This window comes from Roseateles koreensis (assembly GCF_028595305.1).
In the GTDB taxonomy this organism is placed as follows: Bacteria; Pseudomonadota; Gammaproteobacteria; order Burkholderiales; family Burkholderiaceae_C; genus Paucibacter_A; species Paucibacter_A koreensis.
The window spans coordinates 79,588-98,866 of sequence record NZ_JAQQXS010000003.1; the positions used below are offsets into that span (position 1 = coordinate 79,588).

Below are 19,279 nucleotides of genomic sequence, written 5' to 3' on the forward strand. Positions count from 1 at the left end.
GTACTGTGGGGTGAGAAATGCAGGTGGCATGTTCAATGCAAGCCGGGATTCGTACAAGCCCCGGGCGACGGAGTTGAGGCTTGAAGGCGCCAACTGCAGCGCTCAGGCGCGAAGTTTGTCGGGCAGTTGCCGCACTTGCGGCAATATGGCCCTCCTGCTTATCGCTGCCGGTTGCCGCCCAGAATGCTGCCCAGCACACCCCGAATGATTTCTCGGCCTACGGTGGACCCCATGGTGCGCAGGGCCGACCGGGCGGCCACCTCAGCCAGGCCTTCGTGATGCCCGCCACGTGGTCCGGTGGTGCCAAACATCACGTCTTTCAATCCGTCCAGCAGCCCTCCGCCAACGTTGTTGCTGCTATTGCCGGCAGGGCTAGTGGCCCCGGGAGGAGGCTGGTCTCCTGTGCTTGCATCAGCCGGGCCGGCTTTGCCGTCGACCCGACCTTTGAGTTTTTCGTAGGCGGAGTCCCGATCGACCGCTTTTTCGTAGGCACCCGCCACCAGCGAGGTTTTGATCAGGGTCTGACGCTGCTCCGGCGAGATGGGGCCGATCTGGCTGCCAGGCGGCAGCACGAACACCCGCTCGGTGACGCTGGGCCGGCCTTTGTCGTCCAGCAGACTCACCAGGGCCTCGCCGACCGCAAGCTCGGTGATGGCCGTGGCGATGTCCAAACCCGGGTTGGCGCGCAGCGTGTCTGCCGCCGCCTTGACTGCTTTTTGGTCGCGCGGCGTAAAGGCCCGCAGGGCATGTTGCACCCGGTTGCCCAACTGACCCAGCACGGTGTCTGGGATGTCTTGCGGGTTCTGGGTGACGAAGTAGACGCCCACCCCTTTGGAGCGAACCAGCCGCACCACCAACTCGATGCGTTCGACCAGCGCGTTTGGGGCGTCCTTGAACAGCAGATGCGCCTCATCGAAGAAAAATACCAGCTTGGGTTGGTCCAAATCACCCACCTCGGGCAGGTGCTCGAACAACTCTGACAACAGCCACAGCAAGAAGGTGGCATACAGACGTGGCGCGTTCATCAGCTTGTCAGCCGCCAGGATGTTGACGACCCCTTGCCCGTCGACCGTTTGCATCAGGTCGGCAATATTGAGCATGGGTTCGCCAAAGAAGCGGTCGCCGCCCTGGGTTTCAATCTGCAGCAGGCCACGCTGGATGGCGCCGATACTCGCCGCTGAAACATTGCCGTAGCGGGTGGTGAATTGGGCGGCGTTGTCGCCCACGTACTGCAGCAGGGCCCGCAGATCTTTCAGGTCCAGCAGCAGCAAGCCTTGGTCGTCGGCAATCTTGAATACCAGTTGCAACACGCCCTGCTGGGTTTCGTTGAGGGCCAGCATGCGCGCCAGTAGCAGGGGGCCCATGTCGGAGATGGTGGCGCGAACCGGGTGCCCCTGCTCACCAAAAACGTCCCACAGGGTGCAGGGGCAGGCCTGTGCTGTCGGGGTATCGATGCCGCGCTCTTTCAGGGTGGCCAGCAATTTGGTATTTGGCGCGCCGGGCTGCGAAATGCCGGTCAGGTCGCCCTTCACATCCGCCATGAAGACAGGCACGCCAAGCCGCGAGAAGTTCTCGGCCAAGGTTTGCAGGCTGATGGTTTTGCCGGTGCCGGTGGCTCCCGTCACCAAGCCGTGGCGGTTGGCCAGCGCGGGCAGCAAAAAGCATTCGATGGTGTCGCGGCGGGCCAGCAGAATAGGGTCGGACATGGGCAGGGTGTGGCTCAAAGCTAAAATCGCAGTCTAACCAACATAACGCCGGGCTTTGAAGCCCGGTGCAGCAGGAGCATTAGCCTTATGGCGGGTCATTCCAAATGGGCCAATATTCAGCATCGCAAAGGCCGCCAAGACGAGAAGCGCGGCAAGATCTGGACACGCATCATCCGTGAAATCACGGTGGCGGCCCGCCAGGGCGGCCCCGACGTCAAGGACAACCCACGCCTGCGTCTGGCGGTTGAAAAGGCCAAGGGCGCCAACATGCCGGCCGACCGCATCAAGTACAACATCGACAAGGCATCGGGCAACCTCGACGGCATCAGCTACGAGGAAATCCGCTACGAAGGTTACGGCATCGGCGGCGCTGCCATCATCATCGACACCATGACGGACAACAAGGTCCGTACGGTGGCCGAGGTGCGGCATGCCTTCAGCAAGCACGGTGGCAATTTGGGCACTGACGGCTCGGTGTCCTTCCAGTTCAAGCATTGCGGCCAACTGGTGTTCGCACCGGGCAGCGATGAGGACAAGATCATGGAGGTTGCGCTTGAAGCAGGTGCTGACGACGTGATTACCGACGATGACGGTGCCGTCGAGGTGCTGACCCCTCCGACCGAGTTTGAGACGGTAAAAAACGCGCTGGAAGCTGCGGGCTTGACGCCTGAAATGGCGGAGGTGACCATGCGGGCAGAGAACACCGTCGAGCTGACCGGAGAGGACGCGGCGCGCATGCAAAAGCTGCTCGACGTGCTGGAAGACCTGGATGACGTGCAAGACGTCTTCCACAATGCGAGCATCAACGAATGAAGGTTCTGGTTTTGGGGAATGGCGGGCGCGAGCACGCGCTGGCTTGGAAATTGGCACAGGCAGATCGCGTGAGCCAGGTGTTCGTGGCACCGGGCAATGGCGGCACGGCGCGGGACCCGCGTCTCAAGAATGTGCCGATCACCGATGTGAAGGCGCTGGCCGACTTTGCCGCTGAAAACAAGATCGGCCTGACCGTGGTTGGCCCCGAGGCCTTTCTGGCCGCTGGGGTCGTGGACGAGTTTCGCGCCCGTGGCCTGCGCATTTTCGGTCCCACCAAGGCCGCGGCGCAGTTGGAGTCCAGCAAGGCTTTCGCCAAGGCCTTCATGAAGCGCCACGCCATTCCGACCGCCGACTACGAAGTGTTCAGCGACGTGGCCGCGGCGCATGCCTATGTGGAAGCCCAAGGTGCACCCATCGTCATCAAGGCTGATGGCCTCGCGGCGGGCAAGGGCGTGGTCGTTGCCATGACCCTGGCCGAGGCGCATGAGGCAATCGACTGGATCTTGGCTGACAACAAGCTGGGCGTGGTCCACAACGAGGGTGGCGCGCGCGTTGTCATCGAGCAATTCCTGCAAGGCGAAGAAGCCAGCTTCATCGTGTTGTGCGACGGCAAGAATGTGGTTTCCCTGGCGACCAGCCAGGACCATAAACGTCTGAAGGACGGCGACGAAGGCCCCAACACCGGCGGCATGGGTGCTTACTCGCCCGCCCCGGTCGTGACGCCCAATGTGCACGCCAAGGCCATGCATGAAATCATCATGCCGACCATTCAGGGCATGGCACGCGACGGTATCCCCTTCACTGGTTTCTTGTACGCCGGGTTGATGATCGACGCCCAGGGCCAACCCCGTACGGTGGAGTTCAACACCCGCATGGGCGACCCGGAAACGCAACCCATCATGATGCGCCTGAAGAGCGATCTGCTGGAGGTGCTGCTGCACGCCACCGACGGCACGCTGGACCAAGTGGAGTTGCAATGGGACCGCCGTGTCGCGCTGGGCGTGGTGCTGGCGGCCGAAGGCTATCCGCTCGCGCCGCGCAAGGGCGATGCCATCACCGGCCTGCCCACAGATGCCGAAGACGTGATGGTCTTCCACGCCGGTACGGCGAAGGCGGCCGATCAACTGCTGAGCTCGGGCGGCCGGGTGCTGTGCGTCACCGCGCTGGGCGAGTCGGTGCGCACGGCGCAGCAACTGGCCTATGACACTGTCGTCAAAATTCAGTTCGACGGCAAGCAGTACCGCCAGGACATTGGCCATCGCGCGGTGAAACGCTGATGATCGATACCCAACAGGTTCGCGACTATCTGCTCGGTTTGCAGCAGCGCATCGTTAGCGCACTGGAGGCAGCTGATGGCAACGCTTTCGTCAGCGACGGCTGGACCCGTGAACCGGGCAGCCGCCTGGAGGGGGATGGCCTGTCGCGCCTGATCGAAGGCGGATCGGTGTTCGAACGCGGAGGGGTCAACTTCTCGCATGTGCGGGGGCGTGTGCTGCCGCCTTCGGCCACACAGCATCGCCCAGAACTGGCGGGCGCTCCGTTCGAGGCGATGGGTGTCTCGTTGGTGATTCACCCGCACAACCCTTTTGTGCCCACGGTGCACATGAATGTGCGCATGTTTGCGGCGTTGCCGACAGGCGCCGAGCCGGTCGTGTGGTTCGGCGGCGGCATGGACTTGACACCGTATTACGGTTTCGAGCGCGATGCCCAGCATTTCCACCGCGTCTGCGAAAAAGCCCTGCAGCCGCACGGCGAACAGCTGTATCCGCAGTTCAAGACCTGGTGCGATGAATATTTCTTTTTGAAGCACCGCAACGAGCCACGCGGCATCGGCGGCATCTTCTTCGATGACTTCTCGAAAGACGACAGCCAAGGCGGGTTCGACGCCGCCTTTGCCATGCTGCGTGACGTGGGCGATGCGTTCGTGCCGGCTTATCTGCCCATCGTCGAGCGGCGCCAGGGCTTGGCCTACACCGAGCGCGAGCGGGACTTCCAGGCGTACCGAAGGGGGCGCTACGTGGAGTTCAACCTGGTGTTCGATCGCGGCACCTTGTTTGGCCTGCAGTCAGGCGGGCGCACCGAGTCGATCCTGATGTCCATGCCGCCCGTGGTGAAATGGCGTTATCAGTGGTCGCCCGAAGACGGGTCGCAAGAAGCCAAGCTATACACCGACTTCCTGCGCCCACGCGATTGGGCGCAGGAGCCTGCCACCCACCTATGGCTGTAAAGCCGGGTTCAGACAGGCTTCACCGCATGCAAAAGCCATCCCGAACGGGCTTGTTCGGCGGTAGTTTCGACCCCGTCCATCGCGCTCATTTGAGCCTGGCGCATTGCGCTGTGGATCAGCTGGGCCTGGACCGTCTGCTGTGGATGCCCGCTGGGCGCCCCTGGCAAAAAACCGGGCGGGGCTTGGCTTCGCCTGAGCATCGCCGGGCCATGGTTGAGTTGATGGTGCAAGGCGAGGCGCGCTTTATTGTGGACGACAGCGAGTTGGTGCGCGATGGCGCCAGCTACACCATTGATACCGTGCGTTCGCGTTTGGCAGCGCATCCGGAAGAATCCTTGTTCTTGGTGATTGGCCAGGATCAATACATCCGCCTGCATACCTGGCGAGAGTGGCGCGAACTGCTGGCCTCAGTCACCGTGGCCGTCGCGGCACGTGCCGATCAAGAAGTTCAGGCTTCTGCCGAAGTTGCCGAATACCTGTTGAACAATCCGGCCAAGATCATGAAGCTGGCCATGCCGGCCATGCAAATTTCATCCACCCAGGTGCGCGACATGGCGGCGCGCGCTGAGGATATCCGCCCCTTGGTGGGCGACGCGGTGGCGGGGTATATTGCCCAGCACCGTCTTTACAGTGAGTAGACCCTGAATGGACATTCGTAAGTTGCAACGCGCCATCGTCGATGGCTTGGAAGATGTGAAGGCCCAGAACATCGTGGTCTTCAATACCGAGCACCTGTCACCGCTGTTCGAGCGCGTGATCATCGCCTCGGGCACCAGCAACCGCCAGACCAAGGCGCTGGCCTCCAGCGTTCGCGTCACCGTCAAGGAGCGCGGGATGGACGTCCTGCGCTGTGAGGGCGAAGAAAACGGCGAGTGGATCATCGTGGACTGCGGCGCTGCCGTGGTGCATGTGATGCAACCGTCCATCCGCGACTATTACCACCTGGAAGAAATCTGGGGCGGCAAGCCAGTGAACATGAAAATGTCCGATGGCGAGACCAAGCTGGTCAAGGCTTCAGAGGATGACGCGCCGAAGAAGAAGGCGACGGCCAAGAAAGCCGCATCCGCCACCAGCGCCAAGGAAGAAGCCCTGAAAGGCCCGGTGAAGCTGCCCGCCAAGAAGGCTGCGCCCAAGAAGGCCGCAACTGGTGAAGCCAAGCCCGCCGCTAAAAAAGTGGTGGCCAAGAAGGGCGTGACCCGCACCGTGGGTGTCAAGACGCCCGTCGACAAGACCATCAAGGTGGGCCAGCCCAAGCCGGCTACCAAGAAGGCTGCTACCAAATCGGCCGCCAAATCTGCAACTAAGCCCGCAGCAAAGCCCGCCGTGAAGTCGGCTGCCAAGCCGGTCGCCGCCAAGAAGGTAGCTGCCAAGACTCCGGCAGCCGCCAAAAAGGCACCGGCCAAGAAAACCGCCACCCGCGGTTGACGTTGTGCTTCAGCGTTAGTTAGCCCATGCGTTTGTATTTGGTGGCCGTGGGCCAACGCCAGCCCGCGTGGGCTGACACCGCGTATGAAGACTTCGCCAAGCGCTTTCCACCCGAAATGCGCCTGGAGCTGAAGGCCGTCAAGGCGGAGACACGCGGCAGCAAGACGGCCGAGCAGTTGATGGCCGCTGAGGCGCTGCGCATCGAGGCGGCTTTGCCCAAGGGCGTGCGGCGCGTCATCCTCGATGAGCGCGGTGACCGTCGCACCAGCATGCAGTTGGCTGAGCGCATGAAGGTCTGGATGGGTGATGGGCGCGACGTCGCTTTGATCATTGGCGGGCCCGATGGCTTGGCACCAGCGCTCAAAGCCACGGCCGATGAAACGTTGCGCCTCTCCGACCTGACGCTACCCCATGCCTTTGCCCGTGTGCTGCTGGCTGAGGGCTTGTATCGCGCATGGACGGTAATGACCGGGCACCCCTATCACCGGGAATGAAGGGGCTGGCGTGCTGCGGCGCCCATTTGGCCCCGTTGGGATCTATTGGGTTTATTTGACAAGGCAGGAATGGCCATGAGTTTTGAGTTTGTCTATCTGGCCTCGCAAAGTCCCCGCCGGCGGCAACTGCTGGATCAGTTGGGCGTGCGTTACGAGGTTTTGCTGCTCGGCACCGACGAAGATCCGGAGAGCCTGGAGGTGGTGCTGCCCGGCGAAGATCCCGAGGCCTATGTGGCCCGTGTGACGCAACTCAAGCTGCTGGCTGCGCTGGACCGCCTGGCCGCCCGAGGCCTGCCTGCGGCACCCGTGCTGTGCAGCGACACGACGGTGGCCTTGGATCAGCACATTCTCGGCAAGCCCTTGGATGCTGACGAGGCTTTGCAAACCTTGAGCTTGCTGGCAGGCCGGCGCCACCGGGTCATTACGGCGGTCGCGGTTGCGGCGGGTATGGCGGGTGCGGCCCATCTTGGTGAACTTGCGCCCCAGCAATACCGGGCGCTGAGCGTTTCGACCGTCGATTTCTCGGAGATTGATCCCGAGCAGCTCAGGCGTTATGTCGCAAGCGGTGAGCCCTTTGGCAAAGCCGGTGCCTATGCCATACAAAGTCAGGCGGCGGCGTGGATATCTCGCATTGAAGGAAGCTATTCAGGCATCATGGGGCTCCCCCTGTTTGAAACGGCTCAATTGCTGCGCAAGGTGGGCGTGCATTTCTGAGCGTTGTGGAGTTCTGTCGACTGCTGCTGGTGATGGTGCGCGAGCAGGCCGCAGCAGTCGACAGCATTCAAGAGTCGAGAGCCCATGGAAGATATTCTGATCAACTGGACGCCCCAGGAAACCCGCGTGGCGGTGGTCGAAAACGGCGCGGTGCAGGAGCTTCACGTCGAGCGCACCCTGGAGCGCGGTTTGGTGGGCAATGTGTACTCCGGCAAGGTGGCGCGAGTGCTGCCGGGCATGCAGTCGGCCTTCATTGACATCGGCCTGGAGCGGGCGGCGTTTCTTCATGTCGCCGATCTGCATCTCAATGGCACCGCCGCACAGCCGCGCAGCCACCATGCGGACGCTGGTGTGGTGACGCCCATCGAGCGGCTGTTGTTCGAGGGGCAGACCCTGACAGTGCAGGTGATCAAGGACCCTATCGGCACCAAAGGTGCACGGTTGTCATCCCAAATCAGCATTGCCGGGCGCATGCTGGTGTTTTTGCCGCAGGACGAGCACATCGGCATCTCTCAGAAAATTGGTTCGCCCGAGAACCGCGAGGCCTTGCGCCAGCGCATGCAGGCGTTAGTGGGTAAAGCGGACGAGGGCGGCGGCGGTGGCTTCATCTTGCGCACCAATGCTGAAGACGCCACGGATGAAGAGTTGGCCTCTGACATCGCTTACCTGCGTAAAGCCTGGGCGCGCATCCGCCACGGCGCGCTCAACTCGCCGCCGACGAGTTTGCTGCATCAAGACCTGAGCTTGGTCGAGCGGGTGCTGCGCGATTTGGTGAATGAGCGAACGGGCTCGATTCGCATCGACTCCAAGCTGCAGTATGAAGTGCTGCATGGCTTTGGCGAAACCTTCATGCCGGCAGCCACGGCCAAGTTGGAGTTGTACCGTGGAGAGCGCCCCATCTTTGATTTGAACAATATCGACGCCGAGATCGGCCGGGCGATGGCGCGACGGGTTGATTTGAAATCGGGCGGCTATCTGATCTTCGATCAGACCGAGGCCATGACCACGATTGACGTCAATACCGGCGGCTTTGTGGGGGCTCGCAATTTCGATGACACCATTTTCAAGACCAATCTGGAGGCTGCAGGCACGATTGCGCGCCAACTGCGTTTGCGCAATCTGGGCGGCATCATCATCGTTGACTTCATCGACATGACTCGCGAAGAGCACAAGACGGCGGTGTTGAGCGAATTCCGCAAGCAACTCAGTCGCGACCGTACCAAGGTCACGCTGGGTGGCTTCACCCAACTGGGTTTGGTGGAAATGACCCGCAAACGCACCCGTGAGTCACTGTCGCGCATGCTGTGCGAAGCCTGCCCGACTTGCGAGGGGCGAGGCCAGGTCAAAACAGCGCGCACGGTTTGCTACGACATCTTGCGCGAGATTTTGCGTGAAGCGCGACAGTTCTCACCCAAGGAGTTCCGCATCGTGGCGGCGGCCAATGTGGTGGAAATGTTGCTGGACGAAGAAAGCCAGCACTTGGCGGGCTTGTCCGATTTCATCGGCAAGCCGATTTCGCTGACGGCCGAACCGTCCAATCAAACCGAGCATTACGACATTGTGCTGATGTAAGGGGCCGGCAACAGTTCTGACGCGATGTGCTTCACCGAACTCCGGTGGCGTCGACTGGTTTTTTCTTCATACATGGCTTTGTCGGCGAAGTTCAACAACTCGCTCAGAGCGGTGCCATGCTGTGGGTAGATGGCGCGCCCCATGGAGCAACCCACCTGAACCTGATGGGCACCCGTGTCGGTTTGGACGCGAATTGGCTTGCACAAAGCTTTCTCAAGCTTGTGCAACACCCGATTCAGGTCGTGCTCAGCCGGCGTTTCAGCAAGAAACAAAGCGAACTCATCGCCACCCAGCCGAGCAACCATGTCATCCCCCCGGAGTTGCTGCTGCATGCGAGCGGCCACCGTCTGCAGCACCACGTCGCCAGCGGCATGACCATGTTGATCATTGATCAACTTGAATCCGTCCAGGTCAAGATAAACCACCGCCAGTGGCTGCCCCAGCCGCTCGGCGCCGGCAAGTGCCGCGTGCAGGCGCTGCTCAAAGCGGGCGCGATTGGGCAGGCCGGTCAAGGGGTCGTGATTGGCCCGGTGTTCATGGTGTTGTGCCCGGTGCTGCAACTCGGTGACGTCAATCAAGGTGCAGATGAAGCCAATGGCTTGCCCTTTGGCGTCATGGATGACCCCAGCCTCCCACTGCAACCATCGATGCTGTCCCGCTGCATTGAGCAGTTGAAATTCTTCGTGCAAGCGGTCTGAAGTGTGGACGGAGCTCTGCCAGCGTTGTCGCAAATGTTCTGCAATGGCGGGCGAGAGGTTGCGGGTCCACAAGTCACCCTGCCCATGGATGGCTTCCAGGCCCAACATGGCCAAGCCACGCTCATTGCAGTAGGTCAACTGACCCTGCAAATCGGTTTCGAACAGGCCAACCGGTGCCAACCGGGCCATTTCTTCAAAACGAAGACTCTGCCGCGCGGCGATATCTTGCATCTGTTGTACCAGTGTCAGTTCTTCAGCCAATTGGCGGGCTTGTTGGCGCAGTGTGTTCTCACGCCGCAGGATTTCGGACATGTCCCGAATCTGCAAGATGCATTGCCGTACCGAGTCGTTGCGCAGGGCGTGTACTTCGATCATTTGGTGAATGCGCTCCGCGGCGGGTTCAGCGCGCGCAAACAAGGGCAGAGGCTTTGGGTGAAAGGCGTGAGACAGCCGGCTGGCTCGGCCCAGGCGCAGCGCCTCGTCGCAGGCCTGCAGCAGGCGGGGCTCAATGGTGTCGCCAAAGGCTTGGTTCAAGGTCAATCCTTGCACCGGGAATTCACAACGGCTGCGGTTTCGGACCCAGCGATTGCAAACTTCGATTTTCCCGACGTGGTCGAGAACGATTACGCCGATCTCAAGGGCTTCCAAGGCATTTCTCATGAGTCGCCCTCGTTGGGTGCAGACCCAGGCTCGTCCGGCAAGCCAAAGAAACGTTGCACCAGTTGAATCACGTTGGTCAACGAGGGCAAATCCATCATGAAGAGCACGTAACCCGTTACGTCCTGGCTGCTCATCGACATGCCAATGTGGGCCACCAACATGACGTGGTCGGGCGCCAGATTGCGGAACAGGTCCTGGGGAGACACCCGATCGACCGTGGGCAGCGTGCCTATCATTTCAGTGCGAAAGATCAGCGTCAGGCTGCTCATGCAACTGTTGATAATGATATTGCCGACTTCCCCCAGCGCGTCTTGCTCCAGTTCACTGACTTGCTCGACCGTACTGCCGGTGTCGCCGAGCATGCGGCGCACGATGTCCAAACCGCTCCGCTCCGGAAACAGCAGCAGTGCCTCCGTTGAGAGCTGAATATCCGGGCTGTGAAAAGCCTGAGAGATGCTGCAGAGCTTGGGTGAGACGTTGTGAGTGGACGGCAAGTCGACGAGGCGGCGCACCAATATCTCGCGGGAGAGGATTTCAACTTCAGGAACCGTGACTTGAATTTCTTCGTTGACGATGCCACCGAAGGAGGCTGCCGCTTCGCCGACGGCCAGATTGAACGCCTCGGCCAATGCGTCGCGCTCCAGTTCGTTGAGTTTTGTTCTCACGGGGTCTCCAGCAGGGCGAGTATTTGATCGATGATCTCCGCCCGAACCGGTTTTTTGAACAGGCGCACCTGAATGGCTTCGGCCTTTTGGCGCATGGCATCTTGCACATTGGCGGTGAGCAAGGCCACGCGGATGCGTGGGGCTTGGAGGTGCAGTTGTTCGGCGGCTTGAAGGCCGTCCATCACAGGCATGTTGATGTCCATGATGACCAGCAAAGGCTGTGCTTCCAGTGCGAGTGTGAGGCCCGCCAAGCCATCGCCGGCTTCCAGAATTTGCACAGACGGCAGTCGACTCTTCAGCAAGGCGGAGACCAGGGCGCGTGAGACTTTGCTGTCATCAACGACCAAAATTTTCGGTGTACTTGTCATGGGCTATAGGCCTCAAATGGGGTTGCAAGGGGTCTTTTGGACGCGTTCAGCGGTGAGGCTTGGGTGTCGCAATTTTGCTTGAAATGATATTTTTGAGAAAGAACAAAAATTGTAAAAATGGCAAATTACTTCGCGAACGGCGCCGGGCGACCTTGATTTGAGGGGGTGGAATGGGGGACCGGGGGAGACAATCGGACATGGCGGCGGCATGCCCCTGGGCGTCAGTGCGAGCGGCGCACTGCAGGCGATACACCTTGATGCAGAATAGTCAGGCCTTCTTGCATGAAGGCGGGCTGGGCGGCTGCTCTAATAGTCTTGACGAACACGCATGAGCATTTTTGAATCCATGACCTTTCCAATGTCGCGTCGCAAGGCGCTGGGCGCCGTGGCCAACACGGCTGCGGTGGCCTTGAGTGCGGTATCCCTGCCGACACGGGCCCAGTTTCGGGTTGAAATTTCGGGTGTGGGCGGCAGCCAGATTCCGATCGCCTTGCCCGACTTTCGTGATGAATCTCGTAGCGGGCAAGCCATTGGCGCCATCATTCGCGCCGACCTGGAGCGCAGCGGCCAATTCCGCAACATTGAATCTCCTTCTGGGCTGTTTGAAGGCAGTACACCGACCTGGAGCGAATGGCGGGCCCGCAATGCCGATGCGCTTGCTGCTGGTTCCGCCACCCGTTTAGCCGATGGTCGAATCGACGTACGCTACAAATTGTGGGACGTCGTGAAGGGGCAAGACCTCGGCGGTGAGGCCTATGCCGTGATCGCCGAGGATGTGCGCCTCTCTGCCCATCGCATTGCCGACGCCATCTACAAGAAGTTGACAGGCGAGCGCGGTGTGTTTGCGACCCGCATGGCCTATGTCACCAAGACCGGGGGGCGTTACGCCCTTCGAATTGCCGACGCCGACGGCGAGGGAGGGCAAGTTGCGCTGGCGAGCCCGGACCCCATCATTTCACCCGCCTGGTCGCCCAATGGGCGGGAGTTGGCCTACGTGTCCTTCGAGTCGCGCAAGGCGGTGGTCTGGATTCAGGATTTGTCCACTGGGCGCCGCCGCGTGTTGGCCGATTTCCGCGGCAGCAACAGCTCGCCCGCTTTCTCGCCAGACGGCCAGCAACTGGCCCTGACGTTGTCGCGCGACGGGGGCTCACAACTGTTCCTCATGAACCGCGATGGCGGCGGCTTGCGGCGCTTGACGCAAAGTTCGGCCATCGACACCGAGGCGGTGTTCTCTCCCGATGGCCGCTCTTTGTTCTTTGTGAGCGACCGTGGCGGTGGCCCACAGATCTACCGCATGGCTTTGGCGGGGGGGGCGGCGGAGCGCGTGACCTTCAACGGGGCCTACAACATCAGCCCCGACATCAGTCCCGACGGACGAACCATGGCGTTCATCACCCGTCTGGGGGGCGGAATCTTTCGCCTGTGCGTGATGGACCTTGCCAGCGGTGCGGTGCAGCAGATCAGCGATACGACGGATGACGAAAGCCCCAGTTTCTCGCCCAATGGCCGCTTGCTGGTCTACGCCACTCGCGTGGGTGGCCGTGATGTACTGATGACCACCACGCTGGACGGCAAGATCAAAGCCAAACTGATTGCCAGCCTTGCGGATGTGCGTGAGCCGGTCTGGGGGCCGTTTACACGTTGAATTTACATAATCTTTACCTCACCACGCCAATTTTCAACAGGCATTTGACATACTGCGAAGTTGGCTGCGCTTGGGGAATGAGACATTGATTTGTTCACCAAGATTTGAGGGTTGCTGTAACGCGACAAAGCGGCGTGACAGCGCGGCCCGCTATCATCGATCGCAATGTTTTGCGAATAGTTTGCAGGAGTATTTCCAATGAAAATGACGCATTTCGCACTGTCTCTTCTGGCCGCGGCGGCTTTGGTTGGTTGCGGCTCGGCCGTGAAACTGGATGAGCCGCCGCCGGTGGAAACCCGCCCGGTTGATTCGTCTTCCCAGGCCAATGCCGGCAATGCCGCCAACACCAAGCCGATGGGTGAATCCACCGTGAAGACGGTCGATCTGGGCGCGCAATTGACCGCCGCTGTTGCCAATCAGCGCGTGGTTTATTTCGACTTCGACAGCTTCACGGTCAAGGAAGACTATCGGGGCCTGGTTGAAGCCCACGCCAAGCGCCTGAGCAACGATCGCAAAGTGTCACTGAACCTGGAAGGTCATACCGACGAGCGCGGTGGCCGTGAGTACAACCTCGCCCTGGGTCAAAAGCGTGCAGAAGCCGTGGCCAAGTCGCTGACCTTGCTGGGCGTGAATGGCACACAGGTTGAGGCCGTGAGTTTTGGCAAAGAGCGTCCAGCCGATACCGGCCATGACGAAGCCGCCTGGGCAAAGAACCGCCGCGTCGAGTTGAAGGACAAATAAGATGAGGCTGCCGGTCATGCGGTGGCCCGCAGCTGCGGTGCTACTGGCGGGGTGCTGGCTCGGCGCCAGCGCGCACGCGGGTCTGTTCGAAGACGAAGACGCCCGCAAGGCGATCATCGAGTTGCGGGCGCGCATTCAGCAAAACGAAGATACGCAGCGTCAACGTGCTGAACAACAAGGCAGTCAGGCGCAAGGGCAGGTCGATCAACTGCGCCGCAGCTTGCTCGATTTGAATGCCCAATTGGACACATTGCGCGCCGAGCTTGCCAAACTGCGTGGCCAAAACGAACAATTGAGTCGCGATCTGTCTGACACTCAGCGCAAGGTCAGCGATCAGTCGCAGGCCCTGGATGCACGGTTGAAACCATTTGAGCCCCAAAAGGTGACCTTGGACGGGCGTGAATTTCAGGCTGACCCGGAAGAGCGTCGCCAATACGAGGCGGCAATTGGCTTGATACGGCGAGGTGATTTCAACGACGCGGTCAGCGCTTTCAACACATTTGGCAACCGCTTTCCGGCGAGTGGTTACAGTGACTCGGTGCGCTTTTGGTTGGGCAACGCCCAATATGGCAAACGCGACTACAAAGATGCGATCGCCACGTTCAAGGCCTTCATCTCCGGCAACCCCGAGCATCCGCGCGCGCCTGAGGCTTTGCTCGCTTTGGCGAATTGCCAGATCGAGTTGAAAGACAGCAAAGCAGCACGTCGCAGCCTGGACGATTTGATCAAAGCCTACCCAGGCAGCGAGGCCGCCAAGGCTGGCAAAGAACGCTTGGCCTCCCTGCGATGACCGGGCTGAGGTGCATTGCCAAAGGCGGCACAGTCAGCGCCTAAAATCTCGCCATGACTGATGCCACTTTGAATTCGCTGGAGCCGGAGTTGTTGGACGTCGATGCGGAGCGGCGTTTTGGTGGCCTGCGCCGTCTGTATGGCGATGCTGCGTACCAGCGGCTCCGGGCAGCACGTGTGGTGGTTGTGGGGCTGGGCGGCGTAGGCTCCTGGGCTGTTGAGGCGCTGGCCCGCTCTGGCGTGGCGGCGCTGACCCTGATTGATCTGGATCAGGTGGCTGAATCCAATATCAATCGACAAGTGCAGGCGCTGAGTTCCACCGTGGGCATGGCCAAGGTGCATGCCCTGCGTTTGCGCATCCACGAGATCCATCCCGCCTGCGAGGTTCGGGTGATCGAAGAGTTCGTTGAAGAAGGCAATTGGCCGGGCCTGCTGGGCAATGCGCCGGTCTATGACGGTGTCATTGATGCTTGCGACCAAGTGCGCGCCAAGGCGGTTATGGCAGCTTGGGCGAGAGCGCAGGCCTTGCCTTTTGTCACAGTGGGGGCAGCCGGTGGTAAGCGGCAGGCCCATTTACTGGCCGTTGAAGACTTGGCCGACGTCACGCATGACCCGCTGTCGGCCTCGTTGCGCCAGCGCCTGCGCCAGCAATACGAGGCGCCGCGCAAAGGAAAGCTGGGTTTGTCCTGCGTATTTTCTCGGGAGTCCGTGCATCGACCCGAGCAGCAGGGCGCGGCCTGCGACATCGATGGCAGCCTGAACTGCCATGGCTATGGCTCCAGTGTGATGGTGACTGCTAGCTTCGGCATGGCCGCTGCCGCTGAACTGGTGAAAAAGATGCTTGAAAGAAATTTTGCCTGATTGCTTGCAATGTCATCGGAAATGGTATTAGAATAGTAGGCTTCGCACGGTTCGGGTCGTTAGCTCAGTTGGTAGAGCAGCGGACTTTTAATCCGTAGGTCGCAGGTTCGAGTCCCGCACGACCCACCAGAATTACAGCGAATTTATGCTATAATGCGAAGCTTGAAATTTTGAAGTTGCTTTAAAAGCAGCCCAAAATTCAAATGTAGGGCTCTTAGCTCAGTTGGTAGAGCAGCGGACTCTTAATCCGTAGGTCGAGTGTTCGAGTCACTCAGGGCCCACCAAAATTAAGAATTGAATCAAGCACTTAGCGCCGAAAGGTTCTAGGTGCTTTTTTCTTTGGCGGAGCTGGTGCCGGTCTGGTGCCAGTTTTCTACCCCATTCAATGCAAAGCCGAAGTTTCAAAAATCAGGCTGGCTTCGTCAGCGGCTATTGATGCGGCCCTTGCTGAAGTGATCGGTCCGGTTCGACCCTCGCGCCAGGCGAGCTGACACATCACATGCTGAGTTGCGCGCCCGAATGATTCGGCAGCCATCAGCGCCAGCATGCCGCCACCCTGAGCGAATTTTTCAGGGCGCTCTCAGAATGTCCCGCACGCCGGATTGGCGCAGCGCGGCCAGTTGCTCGGCGGAGGCTTCGGCATTGGTCACGAGCAGGTCGATGCTGTTGCTGGGGCACACCTGCATGCGGCTGGTTTGCCCCAGTTTGTGGTGGTCGGCCAGCAGGATGCGGGTGCGTGCGTGGGCGAGCATGGCGCGGGCCACACCGGCCTCATGTTGAGCGTAGCTCATGGCGCCGTGCTCGGCGTCCACCGCCACCGGTGAAATGAGAGCCAGGTCGACGTGGAAGCGGGCGATTTCAGCGACGGTGTGTTCGCCGAACACAGCGGGCACTCCACCGTCCAGCCGGCCGCCCAGGAGCATGACGTCGAGCCGGGCGTTGTGGCTCAGCACACGAGCAACTTCGATGGAGTTGGTGATGATCTGCAAATCGTTATGCAGGATCAACTCGCGCGCCAGGGCCAGCGTGGTGGAGCCTGCATCGATGAAGCAGGAGCAGCCGCGCTGCAGCAGGGGTGCAGCACAGCGCGCGATGCTCTGCTTTTCTTCCCGGTTGAGTTGGGTGCGTACTTGATAGCTGGGCTCGGGCGTGGCCGACGAGGGTACAGCGCCGCCGTGGATGCGGTTGAGCTTGCCGGTTTGGGCCAGCTCGATCAGGTCACGGCGCACCGTCTCGCGCGATACGCCCAACTCAAGGGCAAAAGTTTCTGTGGTGAGTCGCTGGCGTTCGTTCAACAGCGCAATGATTTTTTTATGACGCTCAGGCAACCACATGGCAGGAAGAGGCTTGCGCACCGGCAACCGTAGGCTCGCTCAGGCCCTTGATGCCGGTGAAATGCCGGTGAAATTGGAATGGCATAGATGGGAACAGGCGGCCAAGGCCTCTTTGTGACGATTTGGGGGTTTTTGTGTGACGTTGTGGATTTGATGCGTGTTTGTGGATTTCATGGGGTTTGTCGTTGTGTTGTCGTGGACTTTTGTGAAAGTGCGCCCTGTCGCGTCGAGCGGCGTGCAGGCCTGACTTGAATCAGTAGGTGGGCGTGCGCTGCAGACGTTTTTCGCGTTTCGCAACTTTTACCAAGAATCCGTTTCCATGACCCCCCAGCATTCGATCACCGTTCTGGCTTGCGCACTGGCCTTGGCCTTCAGCACGCAAGCCTTTGCTCAAACTCAGGACAACGCGGACGTCACCTCGCTTGACCGGGTGACCGTCAGCATCGGCCGCGGCCAAATGCGCTCGGTGCAAGGCCTAAGCCGTGCCGAGTTTGACAATGCCATCTCCGGTACCAGCCCGCTGGCCACCGTGTCGCGCCTGCCGGGCGTTAACTTCCAGTCCGCAGACCCGCTGGGCAACTACGAGTGGTCCACCCGATTTACGGTGCGTTCTTTCTCGCAGAACCAGTTGGGCTTCACGCTGGATGATGTGCCGCTGGGTGATATGTCCTACGGCAATATGAATGGCTTGCACATCAGCCGCGCCATTTCCAGCGAGAACGTCTCGCGCGCCTTCTTGTCGCAGGGCGCGGGCTCGCTGGAAACCGCTTCCTCCAGCAATCTGGGCGGCACGTTGCAGTTCTATTCAGCCGACCCTTCTGATCGCTTCGGCCTGGATGCGCGGCAGACCGTGGGCAGCGACAAGAATCGCCGCACCTATCTGCGCCTGGACAGTGGCGTCACCGACCTGGGCCAGTTCTATGTCAGCTACACCAACCAGAACGCCGACAAGTGGAAGGGCGAGGGCGAGCAACGCCAGGAGCAGTGGAACCTGAAGTATGTGAAGAAGTTTGGCGACAACCGCGTGTCGGCCTTCTTGAACACATCCAACCGCCGCGAGATCGATTACCAGGACATGTCGCTGGAAATGATCAACCGCCTGGGCAGCAACTGGGATAACTTCTACCCCAATTTTTCGGCGGCGGTCAACGCCTCAAATGCTTACTGCGGCAACGTGGCCGGCAAGCCCTACACCGCGCAGTGTGACGATGCCTATTACGCGGGCTCTGGCCTGCGCAAGGACCAACTGGGCGGTGTGACGTTGGATGCCAAGCTGGCTGACAAGCTGAGCTTGAAGACCACCGCCTACTACCACCACAACGAGGGTCGCGGCCTCTGGTACACGCCCTACACCGCCTCGCCGGACGGCACGCCTGTGGCGCTGCGCACCACCGAGTACGGCATCAAGCGCGGCGGCATCGTCGCCAGCCTGGACTATGAGTTCGAGCAGCATCAGATCAAGCTGGGCTTCTGGCACGAGAACAACGACTTCGACCAGGCGCGCCGTTTCTACGCGACCTCATTGGCCGCTGTGCCGAGCCCCTACGAGTTCCCGAGCAATCCGTTCTACACCCAGTGGCAGTACGGCTTCAACACCAAGACCGACCAGTTCTCTCTGGCTGACACGGTGGCTTTGAGCAAAGACTTGACGCTGGGTGCCGGCTTCAAGGCTCTGCGCGTCAAGGTCAATGGCAATCTGGAAGTGGGCAGCGACAAGCCCTCGGACAGCATCACGGCCAGCAATGGCTTCTTGCCGCAACTCGGCCTGAACTACCAACTGTCGGGCAGCGACGAGCTCTTCGCCTCGGCCGCACGCAATATGCGGGCCTACCAAGGCGCGGCGACGGGCACGACACCGTTCGCTACCTCGGCAGCAGGCTTTGCCGCGATCAAGAACTCCTTGAAACCTGAAGTCTCTGATAATTTCGAGGCGGGTTGGCGCTCGCAGACCCGGGCTTACCAGGGTTCGCTGACGGCCTATCTGGTCAACTTCCATGACCGTCTGCTGGGCGTGCAGCAGGGCGCCGGCATTGTGGGTAACCCGACCGTGTTGTCCAACGTGGGTGGTGTGCGCTCAATCGGTCTGGAGGCGGCGTTGTCGCTGCGCCTGTCGACCCACATCGACTGGTACAACAGCCTGAGTCTGAGCAACTCGACCTACCGCGACAACGTGGTCAGCAATGGCTCGGTCGTGGCGACCTCGGGCAAGCACGTGACCGACTCGCCTGACACCATGTTCAAGTCCATCCTGGGCTATGAGTCCGGCAGCTTGTTTGGCAATGTGGGCCTCGACTACATGAGCAAGCGCTACTACACCTATTTGAATGACAGCGCCGTGCCGTCACGCACCTTGGTCAATTTGAACGGCGGCTACCGCAGCCGCAACCTGGGCTTTGTGCGCGAGGGTTCGGTGCAGGTGGGCGTGACCAATCTGTTTGACGAGAAGTACATCTCCACCATCGGCAGCAATGGCTTCGTCAACAGCGACCCCACGGGCACCGCGCAAACCATGTTGACCGGTGCGCCGCGCCAAGTCTTCGTGACCTTCTCCGCCAAAATCTGAGGCA

At 60.5% G+C, this 19,279-nt stretch carries 18 protein-coding genes and 2 tRNA genes; 15 read left to right on the plus strand and 5 right to left on the minus strand.

Annotated elements, in window-relative coordinates:
* Nucleotides 1–158: 158 nt before the first annotated feature.
* Complete coding sequence (locus PRZ01_RS03855; protein WP_273595447.1) at nt 159–1,706, minus strand: helicase HerA-like domain-containing protein; 1,548 nt, start codon at nt 1,704–1,706, stop codon at nt 159–161.
* A gap of 87 nt (nt 1,707–1,793) precedes the next feature.
* On the opposite strand from PRZ01_RS03855, the gene PRZ01_RS03860 reads away from it, so the two are divergent.
* The 8 genes from PRZ01_RS03860 (at nt 1,794) to rng (ending at nt 8,951) form a co-directional block, all read left to right on the plus strand.
* Nucleotides 1,794–2,519 (plus strand): YebC/PmpR family DNA-binding transcriptional regulator, encoded by a 726-nt coding sequence (locus PRZ01_RS03860; protein WP_273595448.1) that lies wholly within the window; start codon nt 1,794–1,796, stop codon nt 2,517–2,519.
* Nucleotides 2,516–3,796 (plus strand): phosphoribosylamine--glycine ligase, encoded by a 1,281-nt coding sequence (purD, locus tag PRZ01_RS03865; RefSeq protein ID WP_273595449.1) that lies wholly within the window; start codon nt 2,516–2,518, stop codon nt 3,794–3,796. Before PRZ01_RS03860 ends, purD begins: the two co-directional genes overlap by 4 nt.
* Entirely contained in the window at nt 3,796–4,746 is a 951-nt protein-coding gene (hemF, locus tag PRZ01_RS03870; protein ID WP_273595450.1) for an oxygen-dependent coproporphyrinogen oxidase, read from the plus strand. The genes purD and hemF overlap by 1 nt, the downstream gene beginning before the upstream one ends.
* Before the next feature lie 26 nt (nt 4,747–4,772).
* Nucleotides 4,773–5,384, plus strand: coding sequence for a nicotinate-nucleotide adenylyltransferase (gene nadD / locus PRZ01_RS03875; protein WP_273595451.1), 612 nt, complete (start codon nt 4,773–4,775; stop codon nt 5,382–5,384).
* A 7-nt stretch (nt 5,385–5,391) separates the two neighbouring features.
* Complete coding sequence (gene rsfS / locus PRZ01_RS03880) at nt 5,392–6,171, plus strand: ribosome silencing factor (protein ID WP_273595452.1); 780 nt, start codon at nt 5,392–5,394, stop codon at nt 6,169–6,171.
* Between the two features lie 26 nt (nt 6,172–6,197).
* Nucleotides 6,198–6,665, plus strand: coding sequence for a 23S rRNA (pseudouridine(1915)-N(3))-methyltransferase RlmH (gene rlmH, locus PRZ01_RS03885; RefSeq protein WP_273595453.1), 468 nt, complete (start codon nt 6,198–6,200; stop codon nt 6,663–6,665).
* A gap of 75 nt (nt 6,666–6,740) precedes the next feature.
* Nucleotides 6,741–7,379, plus strand: a complete 639-nt coding sequence (locus tag PRZ01_RS03890; RefSeq protein ID WP_273595454.1) for a Maf family protein — start codon at nt 6,741–6,743, stop codon at nt 7,377–7,379.
* Nucleotides 7,380–7,463: 84 nt separating this feature from the next.
* Nucleotides 7,464–8,951 carry a ribonuclease G gene (rng, locus tag PRZ01_RS03895; protein ID WP_273595455.1) on the plus strand — a complete coding sequence of 496 codons (1,488 nt, stop codon included), beginning with the start codon at nt 7,464–7,466 and terminating at the stop codon, nt 8,949–8,951.
* On the opposite strand, the gene PRZ01_RS03900 is transcribed toward rng, so the two are convergent.
* From PRZ01_RS03900 to PRZ01_RS03910, 3 genes are all read right to left on the minus strand, one after another.
* Nucleotides 8,930–10,183 (minus strand): GGDEF domain-containing protein, encoded by a 1,254-nt coding sequence (locus tag PRZ01_RS03900; protein ID WP_273595456.1) that lies wholly within the window; start codon nt 10,181–10,183, stop codon nt 8,930–8,932. The two genes, rng and PRZ01_RS03900, sit on opposite strands and share 22 nt — an antisense overlap.
* Before the next feature lie 122 nt (nt 10,184–10,305).
* On the minus strand, nt 10,306–10,974 hold the full coding sequence (locus PRZ01_RS03905; protein ID WP_273595457.1) for a hypothetical protein: 669 nt from the start codon (nt 10,972–10,974) through the stop codon (nt 10,306–10,308).
* On the minus strand, nt 10,971–11,342 hold the full coding sequence (locus tag PRZ01_RS03910; RefSeq protein ID WP_273595458.1) for a response regulator transcription factor: 372 nt from the start codon (nt 11,340–11,342) through the stop codon (nt 10,971–10,973). The genes PRZ01_RS03905 and PRZ01_RS03910 overlap by 4 nt, the downstream gene beginning before the upstream one ends.
* A 328-nt stretch (nt 11,343–11,670) precedes the next feature.
* Here PRZ01_RS03910 and tolB point away from each other — a divergent pair, with 328 nt between their 5' ends.
* The 6 genes from tolB to PRZ01_RS03940 all read left to right on the plus strand — a co-directional run bounded on the left by tolB (nt 11,671) and on the right by PRZ01_RS03940 (nt 15,662).
* The gene (gene tolB / locus PRZ01_RS03915) at nt 11,671–12,987 is read left to right on the plus strand and encodes a Tol-Pal system beta propeller repeat protein TolB (protein WP_273595459.1); all 1,317 of its coding nucleotides are present in this window, start codon (nt 11,671–11,673) and stop codon (nt 12,985–12,987) included.
* Between the two features lie 204 nt (nt 12,988–13,191).
* The gene (gene pal / locus PRZ01_RS03920) at nt 13,192–13,728 is read left to right on the plus strand and encodes a peptidoglycan-associated lipoprotein Pal (RefSeq protein ID WP_273595460.1); all 537 of its coding nucleotides are present in this window, start codon (nt 13,192–13,194) and stop codon (nt 13,726–13,728) included.
* 16 nt (nt 13,729–13,744) lie between these two features.
* Nucleotides 13,745–14,518 (plus strand): tol-pal system protein YbgF, encoded by a 774-nt coding sequence (gene ybgF, locus PRZ01_RS03925; RefSeq protein ID WP_273595461.1) that lies wholly within the window; start codon nt 13,745–13,747, stop codon nt 14,516–14,518.
* A gap of 53 nt (nt 14,519–14,571) precedes the next feature.
* On the plus strand, nt 14,572–15,378 hold the full coding sequence (locus PRZ01_RS03930; RefSeq protein ID WP_273595462.1) for a tRNA threonylcarbamoyladenosine dehydratase: 807 nt from the start codon (nt 14,572–14,574) through the stop codon (nt 15,376–15,378).
* 53 nt (nt 15,379–15,431) lie between these two features.
* Nucleotides 15,432–15,507: transfer RNA gene (locus PRZ01_RS03935), tRNA-Lys, on the plus strand.
* A 79-nt stretch (nt 15,508–15,586) separates the two neighbouring features.
* Nucleotides 15,587–15,662, plus strand: a tRNA-Lys gene (locus PRZ01_RS03940).
* Nucleotides 15,663–15,947: 285 nt separating this feature from the next.
* Here PRZ01_RS03940 and PRZ01_RS03945 read toward each other — a convergent pair.
* A complete protein-coding gene (locus tag PRZ01_RS03945) occupies nt 15,948–16,712 on the minus strand; it encodes a DeoR/GlpR family DNA-binding transcription regulator (RefSeq protein WP_273595463.1) in 765 nt (254 codons plus the stop codon).
* Between the two features lie 319 nt (nt 16,713–17,031).
* On the opposite strand from PRZ01_RS03945, the gene PRZ01_RS03950 reads away from it, so the two are divergent.
* Nucleotides 17,032–19,275, plus strand: a complete 2,244-nt coding sequence (locus PRZ01_RS03950) for a TonB-dependent receptor (RefSeq protein WP_273595464.1) — start codon at nt 17,032–17,034, stop codon at nt 19,273–19,275.
* Nucleotides 19,276–19,279: the final 4 nt, after the last annotated feature.